Annotated in this window: 21 protein-coding genes; 18 read left to right on the top strand and 3 right to left on the bottom strand. The window is 44.5% G+C overall.

What is annotated here, in order from left to right; translation table 11 throughout:
- Nucleotides 1-10: 10 nt before the first annotated feature.
- The 3 genes from yidD to rpmH are packed head-to-tail and all read right to left on the bottom strand — an operon-like array spanning nt 11 to nt 705.
- Nucleotides 11-217 (bottom strand): membrane protein insertion efficiency factor YidD, encoded by a 207-nt coding sequence (gene yidD / locus KIH43_RS04470; RefSeq protein WP_296969391.1) that lies wholly within the window; start codon nt 215-217, stop codon nt 11-13.
- Nucleotides 218-244: 27 nt separating this feature from the next.
- A complete protein-coding gene (rnpA, locus tag KIH43_RS04465; protein WP_297718163.1) occupies nt 245-562 on the bottom strand; it encodes a ribonuclease P protein component in 318 nt (105 codons plus the stop codon).
- Nucleotides 563-570: 8 nt separating this feature from the next.
- Nucleotides 571-705 (bottom strand): 50S ribosomal protein L34, encoded by a 135-nt coding sequence (rpmH, locus tag KIH43_RS04460; protein ID WP_011903922.1) that lies wholly within the window; start codon nt 703-705, stop codon nt 571-573.
- Between the two features lie 222 nt (nt 706-927).
- Between rpmH and dnaA the strand changes: the two genes are divergently transcribed.
- From dnaA to atpE, 18 genes are all read left to right on the top strand, one after another.
- Nucleotides 928-2,355, top strand: a complete 1,428-nt coding sequence (dnaA, locus tag KIH43_RS04455) for a chromosomal replication initiator protein DnaA (protein ID WP_297718160.1) — start codon at nt 928-930, stop codon at nt 2,353-2,355.
- A 264-nt stretch (nt 2,356-2,619) separates the two neighbouring features.
- Nucleotides 2,620-3,735 carry a DNA polymerase III subunit beta gene (dnaN, locus tag KIH43_RS04450; RefSeq protein WP_296969377.1) on the top strand — a complete coding sequence of 372 codons (1,116 nt, stop codon included), beginning with the start codon at nt 2,620-2,622 and terminating at the stop codon, nt 3,733-3,735.
- 11 nt (nt 3,736-3,746) lie between these two features.
- Entirely contained in the window at nt 3,747-6,245 is a 2,499-nt protein-coding gene (gene gyrB / locus KIH43_RS04445; protein ID WP_297718155.1) for a DNA topoisomerase (ATP-hydrolyzing) subunit B, read from the top strand.
- Nucleotide 6,246: 1 nt separating this feature from the next.
- A complete protein-coding gene (locus KIH43_RS04440) occupies nt 6,247-6,741 on the top strand; it encodes an SET domain-containing protein-lysine N-methyltransferase (RefSeq protein ID WP_297718152.1) in 495 nt (164 codons plus the stop codon).
- Nucleotides 6,742-6,751: 10 nt separating this feature from the next.
- The gene (locus KIH43_RS04435; protein WP_297718149.1) at nt 6,752-6,976 is read left to right on the top strand and encodes a DUF3717 domain-containing protein; all 225 of its coding nucleotides are present in this window, start codon (nt 6,752-6,754) and stop codon (nt 6,974-6,976) included.
- Between the two features lie 57 nt (nt 6,977-7,033).
- Entirely contained in the window at nt 7,034-7,837 is an 804-nt protein-coding gene (locus tag KIH43_RS04430) for an ABC transporter ATP-binding protein (RefSeq protein WP_296970639.1), read from the top strand.
- Nucleotides 7,834-8,535 carry an ABC transporter ATP-binding protein gene (locus KIH43_RS04425; protein WP_297718145.1) on the top strand — a complete coding sequence of 234 codons (702 nt, stop codon included), beginning with the start codon at nt 7,834-7,836 and terminating at the stop codon, nt 8,533-8,535. Before KIH43_RS04430 ends, KIH43_RS04425 begins: the two co-directional genes overlap by 4 nt.
- A gap of 22 nt (nt 8,536-8,557) precedes the next feature.
- Complete coding sequence (locus KIH43_RS04420; protein ID WP_296970228.1) at nt 8,558-9,784, top strand: ABC transporter substrate-binding protein; 1,227 nt, start codon at nt 8,558-8,560, stop codon at nt 9,782-9,784.
- A 13-nt stretch (nt 9,785-9,797) separates the two neighbouring features.
- On the top strand, nt 9,798-10,718 hold the full coding sequence (locus KIH43_RS04415) for a branched-chain amino acid ABC transporter permease (protein ID WP_296970226.1): 921 nt from the start codon (nt 9,798-9,800) through the stop codon (nt 10,716-10,718).
- A 2-nt stretch (nt 10,719-10,720) separates the two neighbouring features.
- Nucleotides 10,721-11,650 carry a branched-chain amino acid ABC transporter permease gene (locus KIH43_RS04410; protein ID WP_297718141.1) on the top strand — a complete coding sequence of 310 codons (930 nt, stop codon included), beginning with the start codon at nt 10,721-10,723 and terminating at the stop codon, nt 11,648-11,650.
- 127 nt (nt 11,651-11,777) lie between these two features.
- A complete protein-coding gene (locus KIH43_RS04405; RefSeq protein WP_297718139.1) occupies nt 11,778-12,515 on the top strand; it encodes a TSUP family transporter in 738 nt (245 codons plus the stop codon).
- Between the two features lie 106 nt (nt 12,516-12,621).
- Nucleotides 12,622-14,541: a tRNA uridine-5-carboxymethylaminomethyl(34) synthesis enzyme MnmG gene (gene mnmG / locus KIH43_RS04400; protein ID WP_297718136.1), complete on the top strand. Its 1,920-nt coding sequence runs from the start codon at nt 12,622-12,624 to the stop codon at nt 14,539-14,541.
- A complete protein-coding gene (gene rsmG, locus KIH43_RS04395) occupies nt 14,538-15,200 on the top strand; it encodes a 16S rRNA (guanine(527)-N(7))-methyltransferase RsmG (protein WP_297718133.1) in 663 nt (220 codons plus the stop codon). Before mnmG ends, rsmG begins: the two co-directional genes overlap by 4 nt.
- 24 nt (nt 15,201-15,224) lie before the next feature.
- Complete coding sequence (locus tag KIH43_RS04390; RefSeq protein ID WP_297718130.1) at nt 15,225-15,995, top strand: ParA family protein; 771 nt, start codon at nt 15,225-15,227, stop codon at nt 15,993-15,995.
- A gap of 21 nt (nt 15,996-16,016) precedes the next feature.
- A complete protein-coding gene (locus KIH43_RS04385) occupies nt 16,017-16,907 on the top strand; it encodes a ParB/RepB/Spo0J family partition protein (protein ID WP_296970214.1) in 891 nt (296 codons plus the stop codon).
- A 69-nt stretch (nt 16,908-16,976) separates the two neighbouring features.
- A complete protein-coding gene (locus tag KIH43_RS04380; protein WP_296970212.1) occupies nt 16,977-17,471 on the top strand; it encodes an ATP synthase subunit I in 495 nt (164 codons plus the stop codon).
- 40 nt (nt 17,472-17,511) lie between these two features.
- Nucleotides 17,512-18,387 (top strand): F0F1 ATP synthase subunit A, encoded by an 876-nt coding sequence (gene atpB / locus KIH43_RS04375; protein WP_296970210.1) that lies wholly within the window; start codon nt 17,512-17,514, stop codon nt 18,385-18,387.
- 45 nt (nt 18,388-18,432) lie between these two features.
- Nucleotides 18,433-18,699, top strand: a complete 267-nt coding sequence (gene atpE / locus KIH43_RS04370; RefSeq protein WP_114639407.1) for a F0F1 ATP synthase subunit C — start codon at nt 18,433-18,435, stop codon at nt 18,697-18,699.
- Nucleotides 18,700-18,713: the final 14 nt, after the last annotated feature.

Below are 18,713 nucleotides of genomic sequence, written 5' to 3'. Positions count from 1 at the left end.
TTCACTTAATTTATTGTGGTGTCTGTTTTACCGCAGGATCATAACCGCCGTGTGACCAAGGGTTACACCGCAAAATCCGCCAAACAACCAAACGCACACTTTTTAAAAAACCATAATGATGAAAACAATCGCAAGCATATTGCGAACAACTTGGAACGTACTTGCAGTGCATACCCATATACGGACTCAACGTATGTTGATAGATCTTTACCAACATCAGCGCCGCCTTGTTTAGTGCTTGCACTTAAATTAGCTCCGTAATTTGAGCACGAAGAAAATCTTGTTCTTGCCTTCTAAGCCTTCCTCTCGTCTGCCTTCCAATTGGCTTTTTAAGCTTTACGACTACATCATCTTTTAATGATGTTGCTTGAGCAGACCGCACTAGCTCCCGAATCATTCTCTTAAGTCGATTGCGGTCTACGGCGCGTCTCACCAATTTTTTTGCAACAGCAATTCCGAGATCAGGCTTGGTTTTTGTGGAAGCGCCCATGACATACAAACCCCAAGACTGGTTTGTTTTGGGGCGAGTTTTAAGGAGCTCGGATATCCTTGCGCTATTCAACTGCTAAATTAAACCGCCAAACGTTTACGACCTTTGGCGCGACGAGCGTTTAGAACTGCGCGGCCACTTTTGGTTTTCATGCGAATGCGAAAGCCGTGTGTGCGCTTGCGGCGTGTTACTGATGGTTGATAAGTTCTTTTCATGATCGATCCTAGGAAAACCCATTATTTTCCTTGTTGCAGAGCAAAAGGTCAATCGATCTCACTAAATATGTAGGTGTTTTTCTCTATTTTTTGGTTTATTTTTAGCAAATTACTGATTTATATATCTTTTTTTTGCTTATACACAACTTATCCACAGTTTTTCCACCTTTTTTTGCCTTGTGGATAACTTTCTCAAATAGCTAAAATAGATCCTCCAAAAATATGAGCAACTTACAAAATCCCCCCGCCTTGAATTCAACCAGCCATCTGGATTTTTGGGATAACGCCTTGGGCGTTTTTTCCCGGGAACTGTCTCCCCAACAATTTAAAACCTGGATACAACCACTAAGATTATTATCTTTTGAAGAGAGTGATCGCTCACTAACAGTGGGTGCTCCAAATCGATTTAAGCTTGATTGGATTAAAAAAACATTTGCCGACCGCTTTCAAGAAATTGCTTCCCAATATTTCGGCACACCAATTAATGTCAGTTTTGTACTCGCCCAAGAAGCTTCAAGCCCCACAACAACACCCCAAACAAATAGAGAGGCTGAGTCCGGAGTGATGTTGGCCATCCCTGATTCAGAGTCAGGTATTTCTGTGGAAGAGCAGTCTTTTGAAATTGAAGATCACTCAAAACTCAATCCAAATTTAACCTTTGAAACATTTGTCACTGGAAAAGCAAATCAGCTTGCAAGGGCTGCATCCATCCAGGTCGCACACAACCCAGGCACCTCCTACAACCCCATGTTTTTGTATGGCGGTGTTGGATTAGGTAAAACCCACCTAATTCATGCCATTGGCAACCACCTACTCAAAGAAAAACCAAACGCGCGAATTCGCTACATCCATGCGGAACAGTATGTTTCCGATGTAGTCCGCGCATATCAACAAAAGGCATTTGACCGTTTCAAGCGTTATTACCACTCCTTAGATCTGCTGTTGATAGACGATATTCAGTTTTTTAGTGGCAAATCAAGAACCCAAGAAGAGTTTTTTTATGCCTTTGAGGCTTTGTTGAGCAACAAGTCTCAGGTCATTATCACTAGCGATACATACCCCAAAGAGATGGCAGGCATTGATGATCGCCTGATTTCTCGTTTCGACTCAGGTCTAACGGTTGCCATTGAGCCACCCGAACTAGAAATGCGCGTTGCCATTTTGATGAAAAAAGCTGCTGGGGAAGGAATCGCTATAAGCGAAGATGTGGCTTTTTTTGTGGCCAAACATTTACGCTCAAATGTTAGGGAGCTTGAAGGAGCATTACGTAAGATTTTGGCGTTTGTCAGATTCCATGGTCGTGATGTGACTATAGATGTTGCAAAAACCGCCTTAAAAGACTTATTAACCATTCAAAATCGCCAAATATCCGTTGAGAATATTCAAAAAGTAGTTGCTGATTTTTACAGTATTAAGGTGGCTGATATGTATTCTAAGAAGCGTCCCGCCAACATAGCCAGACCCAGACAAATCGCCATGTTTATGGCCAAAGAGCTTACTCAGAAGAGTCTGCCAGAAATAGGTGAATTATTTGGTGGTAGAGACCACACAACCGTCTTACACGCTGTCCGCAAGATTGCAGATGAGCGTGCGCATGACAGTCAACTAAACCACGAAATTCACGTTATTGAACAAACTTTAAAAGCGTAGTTTTTTGGATGTGGATAAGTTTGTAGATAACCCAAGGGATAAGTATGGGGATAGTGTGTGGATAAATTGTGGAAAGTGTGCGCTTCATGCAAAAATAGGGTTTAAGTAAAAAGTTATCCAAGTTTTATGCAGGACTTATACAGAAGTTTTCCACAGGTTTTTTGTCGTCTAATGTGTTGTTTTATTTAGGTTTTTTAAGTTATCCACGGAAAAACAAAGCTTTATTACTATTACTACAAAGATATATACAAGGATTTAAAAACAATGCAATTAGTAAACACTTCGCGCGATAACCTACTAAAGCCACTTCAAGTGGTTAGTGGAATTGTTGAGCGTAGACACACGTTACCAATCTTAGCCAATCTTTTATTTAAAAAGAGTGGTGAAAAAGTCTCTTTTGTTTCAACGGATATAGAAATTCAAATCACTACCAACGCAAACTTTGGTGTTGGTAGTGAGGATGTCACAACAACAGTGGCAGCAAGAAAATTATTAGATATTTTGAGGGCGCTTCCAGAGGGACCTGTATCTCTTAATCTGAAAGACAATCGGATGGTTGTCCAAAGTGGAAAGAGCCGTTTTTCTTTGCAAACACTTTCTGCGACAGAGTTCCCGGTAATGCAAAGTGTAGGTGAGGTAACTGCAGCGTGGAAGATGTCGCAGAAAAGCTTTCGTCAACTCATTAGCCAAGTGCATTTTTCAATGGCGCAACAAGATATCCGCTATTACCTTAATGGCATGTTGTTGGTGGTTGAGGGTAAAGAGGTTGTTGCAGTTGCTACAGACGGACATCGCTTGGCCTACTCTCAAGTCGAACTTACTCAAGCCCCATCAGGCTCTGGTCAAAGACAGGAAATTATTATTCCGCGTAAGACTATTTTGGAGTGTCAACATCTACTAGAAGATTCGGATGAGTCTTTGGAGATTAGCGTTAGTTCAAACCAGGTGAAATTCTCTTTTGGTGATATCGAATTAATTTCAAAACTGGTAGAAGGTAAGTTTCCAGACTTTCAGCGAGTAATTCCTAAGGGACACAAAAACAGCTTAACGGTTGGTCGCGATGTGTTGCAGGCAGCACTTCAGCGCGCTGCAATTTTGACTACCGATAAATTTAAAGGTGTGCGCTTCTCTCTGTCTCCTAATCGAATTACTGTCCAATCAACCAATGCCGAACAGGAAGAGGCTCAAGAGGAGATTGAAACTGAATATGCGGGTGATGCAGTAGAGATTGGTTTCAATGTGAGTTATTTGCTAGATGTATTGGCCAATCTGAAGAGTGAGAAGGTGCAAATCAGTTTAGGTGATGCCAACAGTAGTGCTGTCATCACACTACCGGGATCTGAAAGCTTTAAATATGTAGTAATGCCAATGCGCATTTAATTTAGAAAAAAATGACAGAAGAAAAAAAAGCAGTAGAGCAGTACGGCGCAGCATCGATTCAAATCTTAGAGGGTCTTGAGGCTGTAAGAAAACGTCCTGGAATGTACATTGGAGACACCTCCGATGGAACGGGCTTACACCACCTTGTTTTTGAAGTTTTGGATAACTCAATTGACGAGGCGCTCGCTGGATATTGTTCTGAAATTACAGTTGTTATACAGACTGATAACTCAATCTCTATTGTTGATAATGGTCGCGGGGTTCCAACAGGCATCAAATATGATGACAAGCACGATCCCAAAAGGAGTGCTGCTGAGATTGTGATGACTGAATTGCATGCTGGTGGCAAGTTTGATCAAAATAGCTACAAAGTATCTGGCGGTTTGCATGGTGTAGGTGTGAGTTGCGTTAATGCGCTATCAAAATGGTTAAAACTCACGATTCGCCGCGACGGTAAAACTCACTATATGGAGTTTGCTAGGGGTGTCATTCAAAACCGAAATATTCAAGAAGAGAATGGAGTAGCAATTTCTCCGATTACAGTGCTTGGCGATACCGAGCTATCTGGAACTGAGGTTCATTTTTTAGCGGACGAGGAAATTTTTGGAAACGTTGAGTTTCATTATGAAATCCTTGTAAAACGCATTCGCGAGCTTTCGTTTTTAAATAACGGTGTGCACATCAAATTAATTGATCAGCGTACCGGTCAAGAAGAGGATTTTGCTTTCTCAGGCGGCGTTAAGGGTTTTGTAGAGTACATCAACCAAACTAAAAACGTTTTACACCCCAATATTTTTTATGCAGAGGGAGTGCGCCCTTCAGAGTTGGGTGGTCAAATTACCGCTGAAGTATCCATGCAGTGGAATGACAGTTTTAGTGAACAAGTTCTTTGTTTTACGAACAACATTCCGCAGCGTGATGGTGGAACACATTTAACAGGTTTGCGTGCGGCAATGACACGCGTCATCAATAAATATATTGATGAAAATGAAATAGCCAAAAAAGCTAAAGTAGAAATTTCTGGCGATGATATGCGCGAGGGATTGGCGTGCGTGCTTTCAGTAAAAGTGCCTGAGCCAAAATTCTCCAGCCAAACAAAAGATAAGCTTGTTTCTAGCGAGGTGCGCGGTCCCGTAGAGGAAATTGTTGCTGAAGCGCTTTCAACATATTTGCAAGAGCGACCCGCTGACGCAAAGATATTATGCGGAAAGATTGTTGATGCTGCGCGTGCGCGCGAAGCTGCTCGCAAAGCGCGGGATATGACACGACGCAAAGGCGCACTTGATGGATTAGGTCTACCTGGAAAGTTAGCTGATTGCCAAGAGAAGGACCCCGCCAAATCCGAATTATTTATTGTTGAGGGTGACTCCGCGGGCGGCTCTGCAAAGCAGGGCCGTGATCGTCGTTTTCAGGCAATACTCCCTCTAAAGGGAAAAATTCTGAACGTGGAAAAAGCACGTTTTGACAAAATGCTTTCTAGCCAAGAGGTGGTGACACTAATTACAGTTTTAGGAACTGGGATTGGTGTAGAAGAATACAAGGCCGATAAGCTGCGTTATCACCGCATCATCATCATGACCGACGCCGATGTGGATGGAAGTCATATCCGCACGTTGCTGTTAACTTTCTTTTATAGACAAATGCCTGAGCTTATTGAGCGCGGTCACGTTTATATCGCGCAACCACCTTTATATAAGGTGAAGTTTGGCAAAAGCGAGCAATATATTAAAGACGACACAGAGCTTAATCAGTTGTTATTAAAAATTGCACTAGAGACAGCATCTTTACAAACCCCATCGGGTGAGGTGATTGAGGGCGAAGCGCTTAATGAGCTTGCGAAGCACTACCAGTCTATTCAATCTATCGTCGATCGTTTATCACGCACTATTGATGAGGATGCTTTGCGTGCCATTGCATCGGGAACACAACTAAATCTAGATACCGAGAAATCTGCAAATGATTCGGCTGAGCGGTTGCGTGCGGCACTGGCCGATTCTCAGAATCCGTTGGCAATACCGCCGGAAATTATTGTTCAAAAAGAAGATCGTACCGAGAGATTCCGCCTATTGTTGTCACGCCGCATTCACGGCAATCTCAAACTATCAACCATTAACTCAGACTTTGTTCATGGTGACGATTACCAGAGTCTTGCTAATGCAGCCACAGTTCTGTCTGGCAAAGTTTTGTCTGGAACAAAAGTGCGCCGCGGGGATCCGGATAAAAACCAAAAAGAGCAAACTATTCATGATTTCAGAAGTGCGTTTACATGGTTGCTTGCCGAAGCTGAGCGCGTTTTGAGTCGTCAGCGTTACAAAGGTCTTGGCGAGATGAATCCTTCCCAGCTTTGGGAAACGACAATGGACGCAAACTCACGCACATTGCTTCAAGTAAAAATTGAGGATGCGATCGCTGCCGATCAAGTTTTCACAACCCTGATGGGCGATGAAGTTGAGCCAAGACGCGCCTTTATTGAAAAGAACGCGCTCATTGCCCGTAACCTAGACGTTTAATATGGCCTCTAAAAAATTAAAACCACCAAAGGTGGATCGATCTTCTATTGTTGTCAAATCTTCGCCCATTCATGGTAAGGGCGTTTTTGTGGCCAAACCCATCAAAAAAGGACGGGCAATCATTGAATACAAAGGGGAGCGTATTAGCTGGAAGTTGGCAGAAAAGCGCCACCCACACGACCCCGCGGACCCTAATCACACCTTTTATTTTTCCCTAGAAGATGGGCGCGTGATCGATGCAAAGTACGGCGGAAATGCGGCGCGCTGGATAAATCATTCTTGTAAACCCAGTTGCGAAACCCGCGAAGATTCCTTTGATGGGGAGCCACGAGTATTTATTTATGCCAAGCGAAATCTTAAGGTGGGCGAAGAGCTTTTCTATGACTACTCTTTAGATATTGAGGGTCGCATCACAAAAAAAATGAAAAAAGATTATGAGTGCCGCTGCGGGGCCAAGAAATGCCGTGGCACCATGCTTGCTCTCGAAGAAAAATAATTTTTAATCTATGTTGTTTGTCACCATCCAAGAGTTGGAGGCCGCCATTAATTATTGGCGCAATCAATCGCCCGCCTTGGGTGATGAGTTGTCTTTGTGCGCAGAAGCTTCGGCATTAGCAAAACCTTATGCACTCATGATTGTGCAAGGGTCTCAGCGAATCCCACTGGATGTGCTGGATGGGGCCGCAAGAATCGCCATTCAAAATTTTATTAAAAGCACCCAAAATACTTAAACAGTAATCTTGGTAGATTTAGGGTTATCGCTATGTCTATCTATTTGATCTTGGTTTATGCTCATTACCTTGCCTCAAATTAGGCTAGAGGGTAGAAGCTTGCAAGAAACAATCTTAAAAACAATCGGACTGGGAAAATCTTTTAAAGGTTTTTCGGCGGTAACAGACGTTAACCTTGATGTCACCAGGGGCACCATCCATGCCTTGATTGGCCCAAATGGCGCTGGCAAAACAACCTGTTTTAACTTGTTGACAAAATTTTTAGAGCCTACAAGTGGCCAAATTTTGTTTAATGGTTTTGATATCACCAATGAGGCGCCTGCTCAAATTGCACGCCGCGGGGTAATACGCTCTTTTCAGATTTCTGCAGTTTTCCCGCATTTGACGGTTTTAGAGAATGTTCGTGTTGCGCTGCAGCGAGGATTGGGGACGGAATTTCATTTTTGGAAGTCTGGCGAATCTTTGAATGTTTTAAATGATCGCGCCATAGAGCTGTTACATGAGGTGGGCCTAGAGAGCTTTGCCCATGAGGAAACATTAAATTTGGCCTATGGGCGCAAAAGGGCGCTGGAAATTGCTACTACTCTAGCAATGGAGCCAGAGCTTATGCTTTTGGATGAGCCCACTCAGGGCATGGGTCACGAGGACGTGGAGCGTGTCACAGAATTGATTGATCGAGTGGCACGCGGTAGAACGATCTTAATGGTTGAGCACAACATGAAGGTGGTTTCTTCTATTGCAGATCGCATTACTGTTTTGCAGCGCGGGTCTGTTTTGGCCGAAGGCTCTTATCACGAAGTTTCGACCAACCCCTTGGTGGTCGAGGCCTACATGGGTAGCCATGGAGGAGAAGCGCTATGACCATGGCACTCGAGGTAAAAAATTTAGAGTCTTGGTATGGTGAGTCACACATTTTGCACGGCGTGAATTTCTCGGTGCGTGATGGCGAGGTTGTTACCCTACTTGGCAGAAACGGCGCAGGTCGTAGCACCATACTGAAAACTATTTTGGGCCTTACTAGTAAAAGAACAGGTTCGGTAGAAATTTATGGTTCCGAAACTATTTCTTTGCCAACTTACAAAATTGCTCGCCTGGGTGTGGGATTTTGTCCAGAAGAGCGCGGTATTTTTGCAAGCTTAAGTACGGAAGAGAATTTATTGCTTTTACCCGAGATAGCACCTGGTGGTATGGGCTTAGATGAGATTTATGAAATGTTCCCCAATCTTTATGAGAGACGAAATAGTCCGGGAACAAGGCTTTCTGGTGGCGAGCAACAAATGCTGGCAATGGCGCGAATTTTAAGAACGGGCGCAAGGTTGCTATTGTTAGATGAAATTACTGAAGGCCTTGCACCAGTCATTGTGCAAAAACTGGGTGAAGTGGTTACCAGTTTGCGTAAAAAAGGCTTCACGATTGTGTTGGTAGAACAAAATTTCCGTTTTGCTGCGCCATTAGCAGACCGTCATTATGTTGTGGAGCATGGAAATGTTGTTGAGGTGGTGCAACAAAGCGAGCTTGCCCAAAAGGCGGCTTTGTTAAATGAGTATCTTGGTGTTTAGTGGTCTACTTTAGGAGATAGGAATGAAGTTAAAGCAAATAACCGCATCACTGGTCGCTGCAACGATGTTTGCATCCAACCCAGTATTTGCGCAAGCAGGTTCAAAGGTTAGTGGTGATGTGATCAAGATCGGTGTGTTAACCGACTTGTCCTCAACATATTCAGACTTGGCTGGTCCAGGCGCTGTCATCGCAGCAAAAATGGCTATTGCTGATTTTTCCAAAGACGGCACTGTTATTGGCAAGAAAATCGAGCTGGTAAGTGCAGACCATCAAAACAAGGCGGATATTGCTGCTAACAAGGCTCGCGAGTGGTTTGATAAAGATGGAGTAGACGTTATTGTTGAGCTAGTTTCAACCAACGTTGCCTTGGCTGTAATGGAAGTTGCAGAACAGAAAAACAAGATTACTTTGGTTTCTGGCGCAGCATCTTTGCCAATTACCAATGAAAAATGTACAGCCAACAACGTACATTGGACCTATGATACTTATGCGCTTTCAAACGGCACTGGTAAGGCAGTTGTTAAACAGGGTAAAAAGAATTGGTATTTCATTACCGCTGATTATGCTTTTGGTGCAGCCTTGGAAAAGGACGCAACCAGCGTAGTTACATCTAACGGCGGTAAGGTACTTGGCACCAGCAAGCACCCATTTCCTAACAGCGATTTCTCCTCATACTTATTAAAAGCTCAGGCTAGTGGTGCGGACGTGGTTGCTTTGGCAAATGCCGGTCAAGACACTATTAATACTGTTAAACAAGCTTCTGAGTTTGGTATTAATAAAAAGCAGACCGTTGTTCCGTTGTTGATGTTCATTACCGATGTCCACTCGTTGGGTCTTAATGCGGCGCAAGGCATGTACCTGACAGAGGGCTTCTATTGGGACAAAGACGATAAAACCCGCGCTTTCTCTAAGCGCTTCATGTTGCAACATAAGCGCATGCCAAGCATGGTACAAGCTGGTGTTTATTCATCAGTACTTGCGTACTTAAATGCGGTTCAAAAAGCGGGCACGGACGATACTCAAGCCGTGATGAAGGCGCTTAAGTCAACCAATATTGACGATGGCCTATTCAAAGGCAAGATTCGTGCCGATGGTAAGTTTGAGCATGACATGTATTTGTTGGAAGTGAAGAAGCCATCTGAATCAACAGCCCCATGGGATTACTACCATGTTCGTGCTGTGATTCCAGCTGCAGAAGCAACCCAACCACTTTCATTATCAAGATGCAAATTGGTAACTAATAAGTAATTTACAAATAAGCATGTTTGAACTTCTCGGAATTACCCCACAAGGGCTGGTTGCCCAGCTCTTAGTGGGCCTTATTAATGGTTCTTTTTATGCCATATTGAGTTTGGGACTGGCCATTATTTTTGGCCTTCTCAACATTATTAATTTTGCCCACGGTGCTCAGTACACCATGGGCGCTTTTATTGCGTGGATTGGCCTCACTCAGTTAAGCCAGTGGTTGGGCTTTCCTGAGCTGTCAATCAACTATTGGTTTGCATTAATCATTGTGCCGCTCATATTGGCGGGCTTTGGTTTGATTCTTGAGCGCACCATGTTGCGACGTTTGTATCACCTTGATCACCTGTACGGACTATTGTTGACTTTCGGTTTGGCTTTGATTATTGAAGGCATGTTTCGCCACTGGTTTGGCATTTCGGGCGAGAGCTATCCGGCCCCAGAACTTCTTCAGGGCGCGATACCTCTAGAGTCTATCGGCATCATCTTGCCAAAATATCGTTTGTGGGTAGTCGTTATTTCATTGGTCGTATGCTTCTCAACCTGGTATGTAATCGAGAGAACAAAGCTTGGCGCCTATTTGCGCGCTGGCACTGAAAATCCAAAGTTGTTACAAGCGTTTGGTATCAACGTACCTTTGATGATTTCTTTGGCTTATGCCTATGGCGTTGGTCTTGCGGGGTTTGCAGGCGTATTAGCTGCTCCAATTTTTCAAGTAAACCCTTTAATGGGCTCCAATCTGATTATTGTGGTGTTTGCTGTGGTGGTGATTGGCGGGATGGGTTCGATCATGGGCGCCATTCTTACCGGTCTCGCTTTGGGATTGGTCGAGGGCCTGACTAAAGTCTTTTACCCAGAAGCGTCAGGCGTTGTGATTTTTGTGATCATGGCAATCGTTCTATTGATTCGTCCTGCTGGACTGTTTGGGCGGGAAAAATAATCATGAATCAAAAAACTAAACTCCTTTATGGCATTTTGGTGTTGATTGCGCTGTTGTTGCCGCTACAGGATTTCATTTATCTCGTGTTTGCAATGAAAGTGTTATGTTTCGCACTTTTTGCCTGTGCTTTTAATCTATTGCTTGGTTTTACTGGCTTGCTTTCGTTTGGCCATGCAGCGTTTTTTGGAACAGCTGCATACATTACGGCGTATTTTTGTAAGGAAGTGGGCCTATCACCTGAGTTGGGTATCCTTTTAGGTGTTGTGGGTTCGGGCGTTTTGGGATATCTAATAGGCTCATTGGCGATTCGCAGGCAAGGCATTTATTTCGCAATGGTCACCCTTGCTCTCTCACAAATGATTTATTTCATAGCTGTTCAAGTTCCTTATACGGGTGGTGAAGATGGCATTCAAGGCGTTCCGCGTGGAAATCTTTTTGGATTAATTGATCTCAAAAATGATGTTGCAATGTATTACTTCGTATTGGCGGTTTTCTTGTTCGGATTTGCGCTCATCATGCGCGCTGTGCATTCACCGTTTGGCCAAGTTTTAAAAGCCATTCGTGAAAACGAGCCACGCGCAATCTCTTTAGGCTATGACGTTGATCGTTTTAAGCTAATGTCGTTTGTCATTTCGGCAACTTTGGCCGGTCTTGCCGGCTCCATGAAGTCATTGGTGTTCCAGTTGGCAACGCTTACCGATGTTCATTGGCATATGTCCGGCGAAGTTGTGTTGATGACTTTGCTTGGTGGAATGGGCACCATTCTCGGACCAGTGGTTGGTGCTGGAATAGTGGTCGGACTGCAAAATTACTTAGCCAATATCGGTTCTTGGAGCACCATTGCGACCGGCTTTATTTTTGTAATTTGCGTTCTGGCTTTCAGACGCGGAGTTGTTGGCGAAATTATTGCGCACCTCAAAAACAAAAAATAATTTTTTGTTTTCTCTTATTATTACGTTTTTAGTGTGGCGCCCAAAAGCGCCACACTCATTTAAATAAAACGAAAACGAAGAGACTCCCATCGAATTTTCAATTTACATTTGGCCATTTCTTTTAGCAATGGCATTTTTTGCCGGGCTTGTTGATGCTGTTGCTGGCGGCGGCGGACTGATTCAGTTGCCGGCACTGTTTGCGGTTTATCCGGATGTGCCCCCAGCCACATTGCTATCTACCAATAAGGTTTCCGCAATTGGTGGAACGCTTAATGCGGCGCGAAGATATTTAAGGCACGTCTCCTTGCCCTGGGCCGTGGTCGGTCCGGCTATCGCAGCAGGATTTGTCGGCTCTTTGCTTGGTGCAAATGCAGTGAGCAATTTTCCAGCCGAACCTTTGCGTAAAGCATTGCCGTTTGTTTTACTTTTTTTGTTGACCTACACATGGTTTCAGCCTTCTCTCGGCGAGGCGCACGCGCCAAAAGCGATGAGTCGTCATCAGCAAGCCAAGGGTGTTCTATTGGGCTTAACGATTGGCTTTTACGACGGCTTTTTTGGTCCGGGTACGGGAAGTTTTTTATTGTTTGGGTTTGTACGATTTTTTGGCTTTGATTTTTTACATGCCTCTGCAGCAACAAAGCTAGTCAATGTTGCTACCAATTTAGCCGCTATTCTGATGTTGGCAAGTCTTGGCCAGATTAATTGGCCTCTAGGTTTTGCCATGATGGTGGCAAATATTGTTGGGAGTCAATTTGGTAGTCGCTTGGCAATCAAGCATGGAAGCGCTTTTGTAAGAAAGGCTTTTTTAGTTATTGTGAGCGCACTGATTTTGAAGTCAGCATGGAACGCATATTTTGTTAGTTAAATCAGATACTTAGAAATAGAAGATTTCTTTTTGTTTAATTTGCACACGATTTGTTTCACGTGAAACAAACAAAATGCTATGATCATCGCCCTATCAAGGGCAAATCATGCGCTATTCCAAAAATTTCGATGTCATTGTTGTGGGGGGCGGTCACGCCGGGACCGAGGCCGCGCTTGCCTCTGCCCGTATGGGTTGCGACACCTTATTAATCACGCATAGCATCGAAAATTTAGGGGCGATGAGCTGTAACCCCTCCATTGGAGGTATTGGCAAGGGCCATTTGGTAAAAGAGATTGATGCAATGGGTGGCGCTATGGCCGCCGCTACTGACGAAGCTGGAATTCAGTTTCGTATCCTCAATTCAAGCAAAGGGCCTGCGGTTCGAGCAACTCGTGCCCAAGGCGATCGCATTCTCTATAAAGCTGCCATCCGTCGTCGTTTAGAAAATCAACCCCATTTGACTTTATTTCAGGCCGCAGTAGATGATCTTCTCGTCAAGGGCGATGAAGTTCAAGGCGTTGTCACCCAAATGGGCCTGGAATTTATGGCCAGAAAAGTGGTTTTGACGGCCGGAACATTTTTAGATGGCAAAATCCATGTTGGGCTTAACAACTATGTTGGAGGGCGTGCAGGCGATCCTGCTGCTGTGGCGTTATCTAGCCGTTTAAAAGAGCTAAAGCTTCCTCAGGGGAGGCTAAAAACCGGCACTCCCCCCAGAATTGATGGGAGAACCATTGATTTTTCGGTCATGTTGGAGCAGCCAGGAGATCTGGATCCTGTCCCAGTTTTCTCCAATTTGGGTAGACCGGAACAGCACCCAAGGCAGGTCCCTTGCTGGATCTCACATACCAATGAGAAAACCCACGACATTATTCGCGGTGGATTGGATCGCTCACCAATGTATACCGGGGTTATTGAGGGTGTAGGCCCTCGCTATTGCCCTTCCATTGAAGACAAAATTCATCGCTTTGCCTCCCGCAATAGCCATCAGATTTTTTTGGAGCCTGAAGGCCTAACCACCAATGAGTTTTATCCCAATGGAATTTCAACAAGCTTGCCTTTTGATGTGCAGTTGGACTTGGTGCGCAGTATTCGGGGTCTGGAGTCAGCAGTCATCGTGCGTCCAGGTTATGCCATTGAGTACGATTTTTTTGACCCCCGTCATTTGCGCCACAGCCTTGAGACTAAGGCAATCGGGGGCCTATATTTTGCTGGTCAAATTAATGGCACTACAGGGTATGAAGAGGCCGCAGCGCAGGGTATGTTGGCAGGTATTAATGCTGGCTTAGCCGCACAAGGAAAGGCGCCATGGCTGCCAAAAAGAAGCGAATCATACATAGGCGTTCTTGTCGATGATTTGATTACACGTGGGGTGCAGGAGCCTTACCGCATGTTTACCAGTCGCGCCGAATACCGCCTCAGTTTGCGTGAAGACAATGCTGATATGCGGCTTACTGGTATTGGACGCGATCTGGGCTTGGTAGACGACTATCGCTGGGAAGTATTTTGCAGAAAACAAGAGGCTGTTTCACGTGAAACATCTCGTTTGCAGGATATTTGGATTGGACCAAAACATGAGGCCGCACCTTTGGTTTCCGAGTTATTGGGCCAAGATTTATCGCACGAATGCAATCTGACCGAATTACTACGTCGTCCTGGTGTCACATATGAGTCCATAACAAGCCTAGGCAATGGAATGTGGTCTCCAGGGGTTTTAGATGAGGATTTGGGTTTGGCTGCTCAGATCAGCGATCAGGTTGAGATTTCAATAAAGTATCAGGGCTACATTGATCGACAGGCTGTAGAAATTGCCCGTCATGAGCACAATGAGACCTATCCCCTCCCTGAGTCATTGGATTATTCCCAAGTGCTTGGTTTATCCAAGGAAGTGCAACAAAAGCTAAATTTGCATAAACCAGCCACATTGGGTCAGGCCGGAAGGATTTCTGGAGTAACCCCCGCAGCTATTTCACTACTTTTAGTGCACCTCAAAAAGGGCTTGGGCAAGGCTCAAGAGACCGCATGACCGATACCCTTCTCGGTCTAGGAATTGAAGAATTAGGCCTAGATTTAAGTGAAAACCAAGTGGCCGATTTGGAGCTTTTTTTGGAAGAAATGGGCCGCTGGAATAAGGTGCACAACCTTACTGCTATTGAAAATGAACAAGACTCTGTAAGGCTGCATCTTATTGATTCTATTGCGGTATTACCGGTTTTGCGACAGTTCTTAACCATGCCATCACCGAAGATTGCAGACCTTGGATCCGGGGGTGGCTTACCCGCTATTCCCATAGCAATCCTGCAGTCACAATGGCGGCTGACTTTAATCGAGGCCGTTCGCAAGAAGACGGCTTTTTTACAACATGTACGTGGGAAGCTCAAGTTAAAAAATGTAGAAGTGTTGAGTGACAGAGTGGAAAATGTTGCATTGCAACAATCTAATCAATTTGATGCGGTAATTTCTCGGGCATTCACAAGCTTAGCGCGCTTTTTAGATCTCTCCTTGCCTTTGTTAAAGCCCGATGGTCTTGTCTTTGCCATGAAATCTAAGCGTGCTGACGAGGAGATGGCTGAAGTCTCCAAAGAAAATTGGCGTTTATTAGCGGATGAGGCTCTGTTTATTCCCAATACGGGGGTGGAGCGTCGACTTTTGGTGCTGACCCCCGTGCGAAAATCATCCTCTTAACTCTGAGTAAAACCCAAAGCAAATATGGCAAAAATTTTTTGTATTGCAAATCAAAAAGGCGGCGTTGGTAAAACCACCACAGCAGTCAATTTGGCGGCTGGATTGTCTGGTCTGGGACAACGTGTTTTATTGGTTGATTTGGATCCGCAAGGTAATGCGACTATGGGCTCTGGGGTTGAAAAAGCGGACCTAAACAATAGCGTATATCAAGTGCTTATTGGGATGGTATCTGTAAAAGAGTGTGCTCAACGATGCGAAAGCTCTGGCTATGATGTGTTGCCTGCAAATCGAGATTTAGCAGGCGCTGAAATTGAATTAGTAGATATAGATGCACGCGAATCTCGTTTGAAAGATGCGCTTGCACTAGTTGATGGTGATTATGATTTTGTGTTGATTGATTGCCCGCCCGCGCTTTCGCTTCTGACGTTAAATGGATTATGTGCGGCCAATGGTGTCATTGTGCCTATGCAGTGTGAATATTTTGCTCTCGAAGGCTTATCAGATTTAGTCAACACCATAAAACAAGTGCATGCAAATTTAAATCCTGATCTTGTCATTATTGGTTTGTTGCGTGTGATGTTTGATGCGCGCATGACTTTGCAACAGCAGGTGTCAGAGCAGTTGCTAGAACACTTTGGAGATAAGGTATTTAAGACCATTATTCCGCGTAACGTGAGATTGGCTGAAGCCCCATCTTATGGGCTTCCGGGGGTCGCTTTTGATAAGTCATCGCGTGGGGCAAAAGCCTACTTAGAATTTGGTGCCGAGATGGTTGAGCGTATCAAACACATGTAATTATTTAAAAAAGAAAACATCATGGTTGCAATCAAGAAAAAAGGTTTGGGTAGAGGACTAGAGGCATTGCTTGGAGAAAAAACAACGCAAGCAAATTCGTCTACAGAAATTAATCGCTTGCCATTGACAGCGTTACAAGCAGGCAAGTATCAGCCTAGACAAAAAATGGAGGCCGGTGCATTACAAGAGCTTGCAGAAAGCATTCGCGAGCAAGGTGTTATGCAACCATTGTTGGTGCGTTTGGTGAGCGCCGGTAAATACGAAATTATTGCTGGTGAAAGACGCTTTCGTGCAGCAACCATAGCGGGCCTAAAGGAGGTGCCGGTATTGGTCTCTAGCGCAGATGATCAAGCTGCCGCTGCAATGGCGTTGGTAGAAAACATGCAGCGCGAGGATTTAAATCCACTCGAAGAGTCGCAGGGTCTTGCAAGATTAATTGAGGAGTTTGGTTTTACACATGAGCAAGCCGCAAAAGCCGTTGGTAAGTCACGTAGCGCGATTAGCAATCTTTTGCGCTTGACTCAACTTGCTAAGCCAGTACAGGCCATGCTTTTGGCTGGCGATATTGATATGGGCCATGCTCGCGCTCTTTTGCCGCTCCCTGGCGCCAGTCAAGTAGCGCTAGCGCAAAAAATTGCTGCCCAAAGGCTCTCAGTACGTGAGGCCGAAAGGATGTCGGCAGCTTTAGTCATCGCTGGTGGACATATTGGGGACAAAAAGAGCAAGGGTAAAGCGGCTTCAGGATCGGCGAGCGTGGATCCAGATATGCGTCGCTTAACTCAAGAAATAGCAGATTTAATCGGTTTAAGTGCTGAATTTAAGTTCAAAGGGAAGGGTGGCGAGCTTTGCATAAGGTTTAGTCAATTTGATGAGCTAGATTCCTTATTAAAAAAGTTGGGTATCGAGGCCTAAATTAAGCATAAAAATGTGCCCAAATCCTTTGACATATTGCACTGCACACATTAAACTTTCGGGGCTAAATTGATTCCTCAAAAAAATCATTTTTCTGATGTGGATGAATGGGATAAGCCTGAAGAAGAGGTGTTTCGGGTTTATAGCAAAGCAGAAATTGATGCATTGCAACAACAGAATGCTTCGAAATATCGCTCCCTATCGCCATGGAAAATTATTTTGGCCCAAGTGTTGATTACTTTAGTCAGCATGCTGTTTTGGTCGTTTTTTGGGGAGCCGGTAGGGGTAAGCCTTTATACTCAGTCGGCCTTTTTAGGTGGTTTAATTAGCGTCTTGCCTTCGGCCCTGTTTTTAACAAGGCTTGAGCTGGCAAAAAAATCGCAAAAATTGAATCCAGGAAGTTTTTTAGCAGCATTGGTATCCGGTGAATTTATAAAAATTGCCGTGACATTGATGCTGTTTGTGGGGATTGCTTACCTCGTCCCCGGCGTGCTTTGGGTCCCACTACTGGTGACCTACCTGCTTGCCTTGAAGTGTGTTTGGCTAGCGTGGTTATGGCGCTAAGAAGTGACAATTGAGATTGAAACAAAGGACTAGTTAAGAGATGTCTAGCGAAGTACACCAAGCCCATGAGGCAGCTGAGCAAATGACGCCAACAGCGTACATTTCTGAGCACTTACAAAACCTCACCAGTTCTGGCGGCCCTCAGTCGTCAATTATTGATTTCAGCGTTGTAAATTTAGATACTGTTTTTTGGGCCTCATTAATGGGCTTGATTGCAGTATTTATTTTATTAATCGCAGCTCGTCGTGCCACCCCTGGAGTTCCAGGACGTTTCCAGTGTTTAGTGGAAATGGTGGTTGAGATGGTGGATACACAAGCAAAAAGTATCGTGCACGGCAATCGTACGTTTATCGCACCTCTCGCGTTGTTTGTTTTTTTCTGGGTGATTCTTTTAAATACTCTTGATTTGATTCCTGTGGATTGGGTTTTAGGGGTGAATCATTTCATCGAAAGTTTTGGAGTGCACGTACCGCACCACAGATTAGTTCCAACTACTGATTTGAATGCCACTATGGGTATGTCACTTTCAGTATTGATTTTGGTTTTTTTCTACAGCTTCAAAATCAAAGGCGTTGGCGGTTTCTTGCATGAGTTGATCTCTGCGCCGTTTGGTGCCAAGTGGTACCTAGCGCCATTTAATCTTGCATTGAACATCATTGAATATTTAGCAAAAGGCGTTTCCTTGGGAATGCGACTTTTTGGAAACATGTACGCTGGTGAGTTGGTCTTCTTGTTGATCGCATTGCTCGGCAGCGTATGGACATTTAACCTCGATTTATCCCTGTTCGGATTGGTGGGTCATGTTATTGCTGGATCAGCCTGGGCCATCTTCCACATTTTGGTTATTTTGTTGCAAGCCTTTATTTTTATGATGTTGACTTTGGTTTACATCGGGCAAGCGCATAGCCATCACTAAGATTTTATTTTTAACCTACCTCTTTTAACTTCAGGAGTCAGCAACATGCAACAATTTCTCGCAAACATTCAAGGTTTCACAGCGATCTGTATCGGCATCATCATCGGCCTCGGCGCGATCGGTGCTTGCTTGGGTATCGCATTGATGGGTGGTAAGTACATCGAAGCATGTGCTCGTCAACCAGAATTGATGGAGCCACTCCAAACTAAGATGTTCCTCTTGGCTGGTTTGATCGACGCTGCGTTCTTGATCGGCGTTGGTGTTGCAATGTTGTTTGCTTTCGCAAACCCACTGCTCGCAGTTATTAAGTAATTGTTTTGGCGTGG

This window comes from Polynucleobacter sp. (assembly GCF_018500155.2).
Lineage (GTDB): Bacteria > Pseudomonadota > Gammaproteobacteria > Burkholderiales > Burkholderiaceae > Polynucleobacter.
This window is presented reverse-complemented; position numbering and strand designations above follow the sequence as displayed.

What these genes read in the sequence shown, in the direction of transcription:
- yidD (WP_296969391.1), bottom strand. Translation starts at nt 217, where the DNA reads ATGTTGGTAAAGATCTATCAACATACGTTGAGTCCGTATATGGGTATG.
- rpmH (WP_011903922.1), bottom strand. Translation starts at nt 705, where the DNA reads ATGAAAAGAACTTATCAACCATCAGTAACACGCCGCAAGCGCACACAC.
- dnaA (WP_297718160.1), top strand. Translation starts at nt 928, where the DNA reads ATGAGCAACTTACAAAATCCCCCCGCCTTGAATTCAACCAGCCATCTG.
- dnaN (WP_296969377.1), top strand. Translation starts at nt 2,620, where the DNA reads ATGCAATTAGTAAACACTTCGCGCGATAACCTACTAAAGCCACTTCAA.
- gyrB (WP_297718155.1), top strand. Translation starts at nt 3,747, where the DNA reads ATGACAGAAGAAAAAAAAGCAGTAGAGCAGTACGGCGCAGCATCGATT.
- KIH43_RS04440 (WP_297718152.1), top strand. Translation starts at nt 6,247, where the DNA reads ATGGCCTCTAAAAAATTAAAACCACCAAAGGTGGATCGATCTTCTATT.
- KIH43_RS04435 (WP_297718149.1), top strand. Translation starts at nt 6,752, where the DNA reads ATGTTGTTTGTCACCATCCAAGAGTTGGAGGCCGCCATTAATTATTGG.
- KIH43_RS04430 (WP_296970639.1), top strand. Translation starts at nt 7,034, where the DNA reads ATGCTCATTACCTTGCCTCAAATTAGGCTAGAGGGTAGAAGCTTGCAA.
- KIH43_RS04425 (WP_297718145.1), top strand. Translation starts at nt 7,834, where the DNA reads ATGACCATGGCACTCGAGGTAAAAAATTTAGAGTCTTGGTATGGTGAG.
- KIH43_RS04420 (WP_296970228.1), top strand. Translation starts at nt 8,558, where the DNA reads ATGAAGTTAAAGCAAATAACCGCATCACTGGTCGCTGCAACGATGTTT.
- KIH43_RS04415 (WP_296970226.1), top strand. Translation starts at nt 9,798, where the DNA reads ATGTTTGAACTTCTCGGAATTACCCCACAAGGGCTGGTTGCCCAGCTC.
- KIH43_RS04410 (WP_297718141.1), top strand. Translation starts at nt 10,721, where the DNA reads ATGAATCAAAAAACTAAACTCCTTTATGGCATTTTGGTGTTGATTGCG.
- KIH43_RS04405 (WP_297718139.1), top strand. Translation starts at nt 11,778, where the DNA reads ATGGCATTTTTTGCCGGGCTTGTTGATGCTGTTGCTGGCGGCGGCGGA.
- mnmG (WP_297718136.1), top strand. Translation starts at nt 12,622, where the DNA reads ATGCGCTATTCCAAAAATTTCGATGTCATTGTTGTGGGGGGCGGTCAC.
- rsmG (WP_297718133.1), top strand. Translation starts at nt 14,538, where the DNA reads ATGACCGATACCCTTCTCGGTCTAGGAATTGAAGAATTAGGCCTAGAT.
- KIH43_RS04390 (WP_297718130.1), top strand. Translation starts at nt 15,225, where the DNA reads ATGGCAAAAATTTTTTGTATTGCAAATCAAAAAGGCGGCGTTGGTAAA.
- KIH43_RS04385 (WP_296970214.1), top strand. Translation starts at nt 16,017, where the DNA reads ATGGTTGCAATCAAGAAAAAAGGTTTGGGTAGAGGACTAGAGGCATTG.
- atpB (WP_296970210.1), top strand. Translation starts at nt 17,512, where the DNA reads ATGTCTAGCGAAGTACACCAAGCCCATGAGGCAGCTGAGCAAATGACG.
- atpE (WP_114639407.1), top strand. Translation starts at nt 18,433, where the DNA reads ATGCAACAATTTCTCGCAAACATTCAAGGTTTCACAGCGATCTGTATC.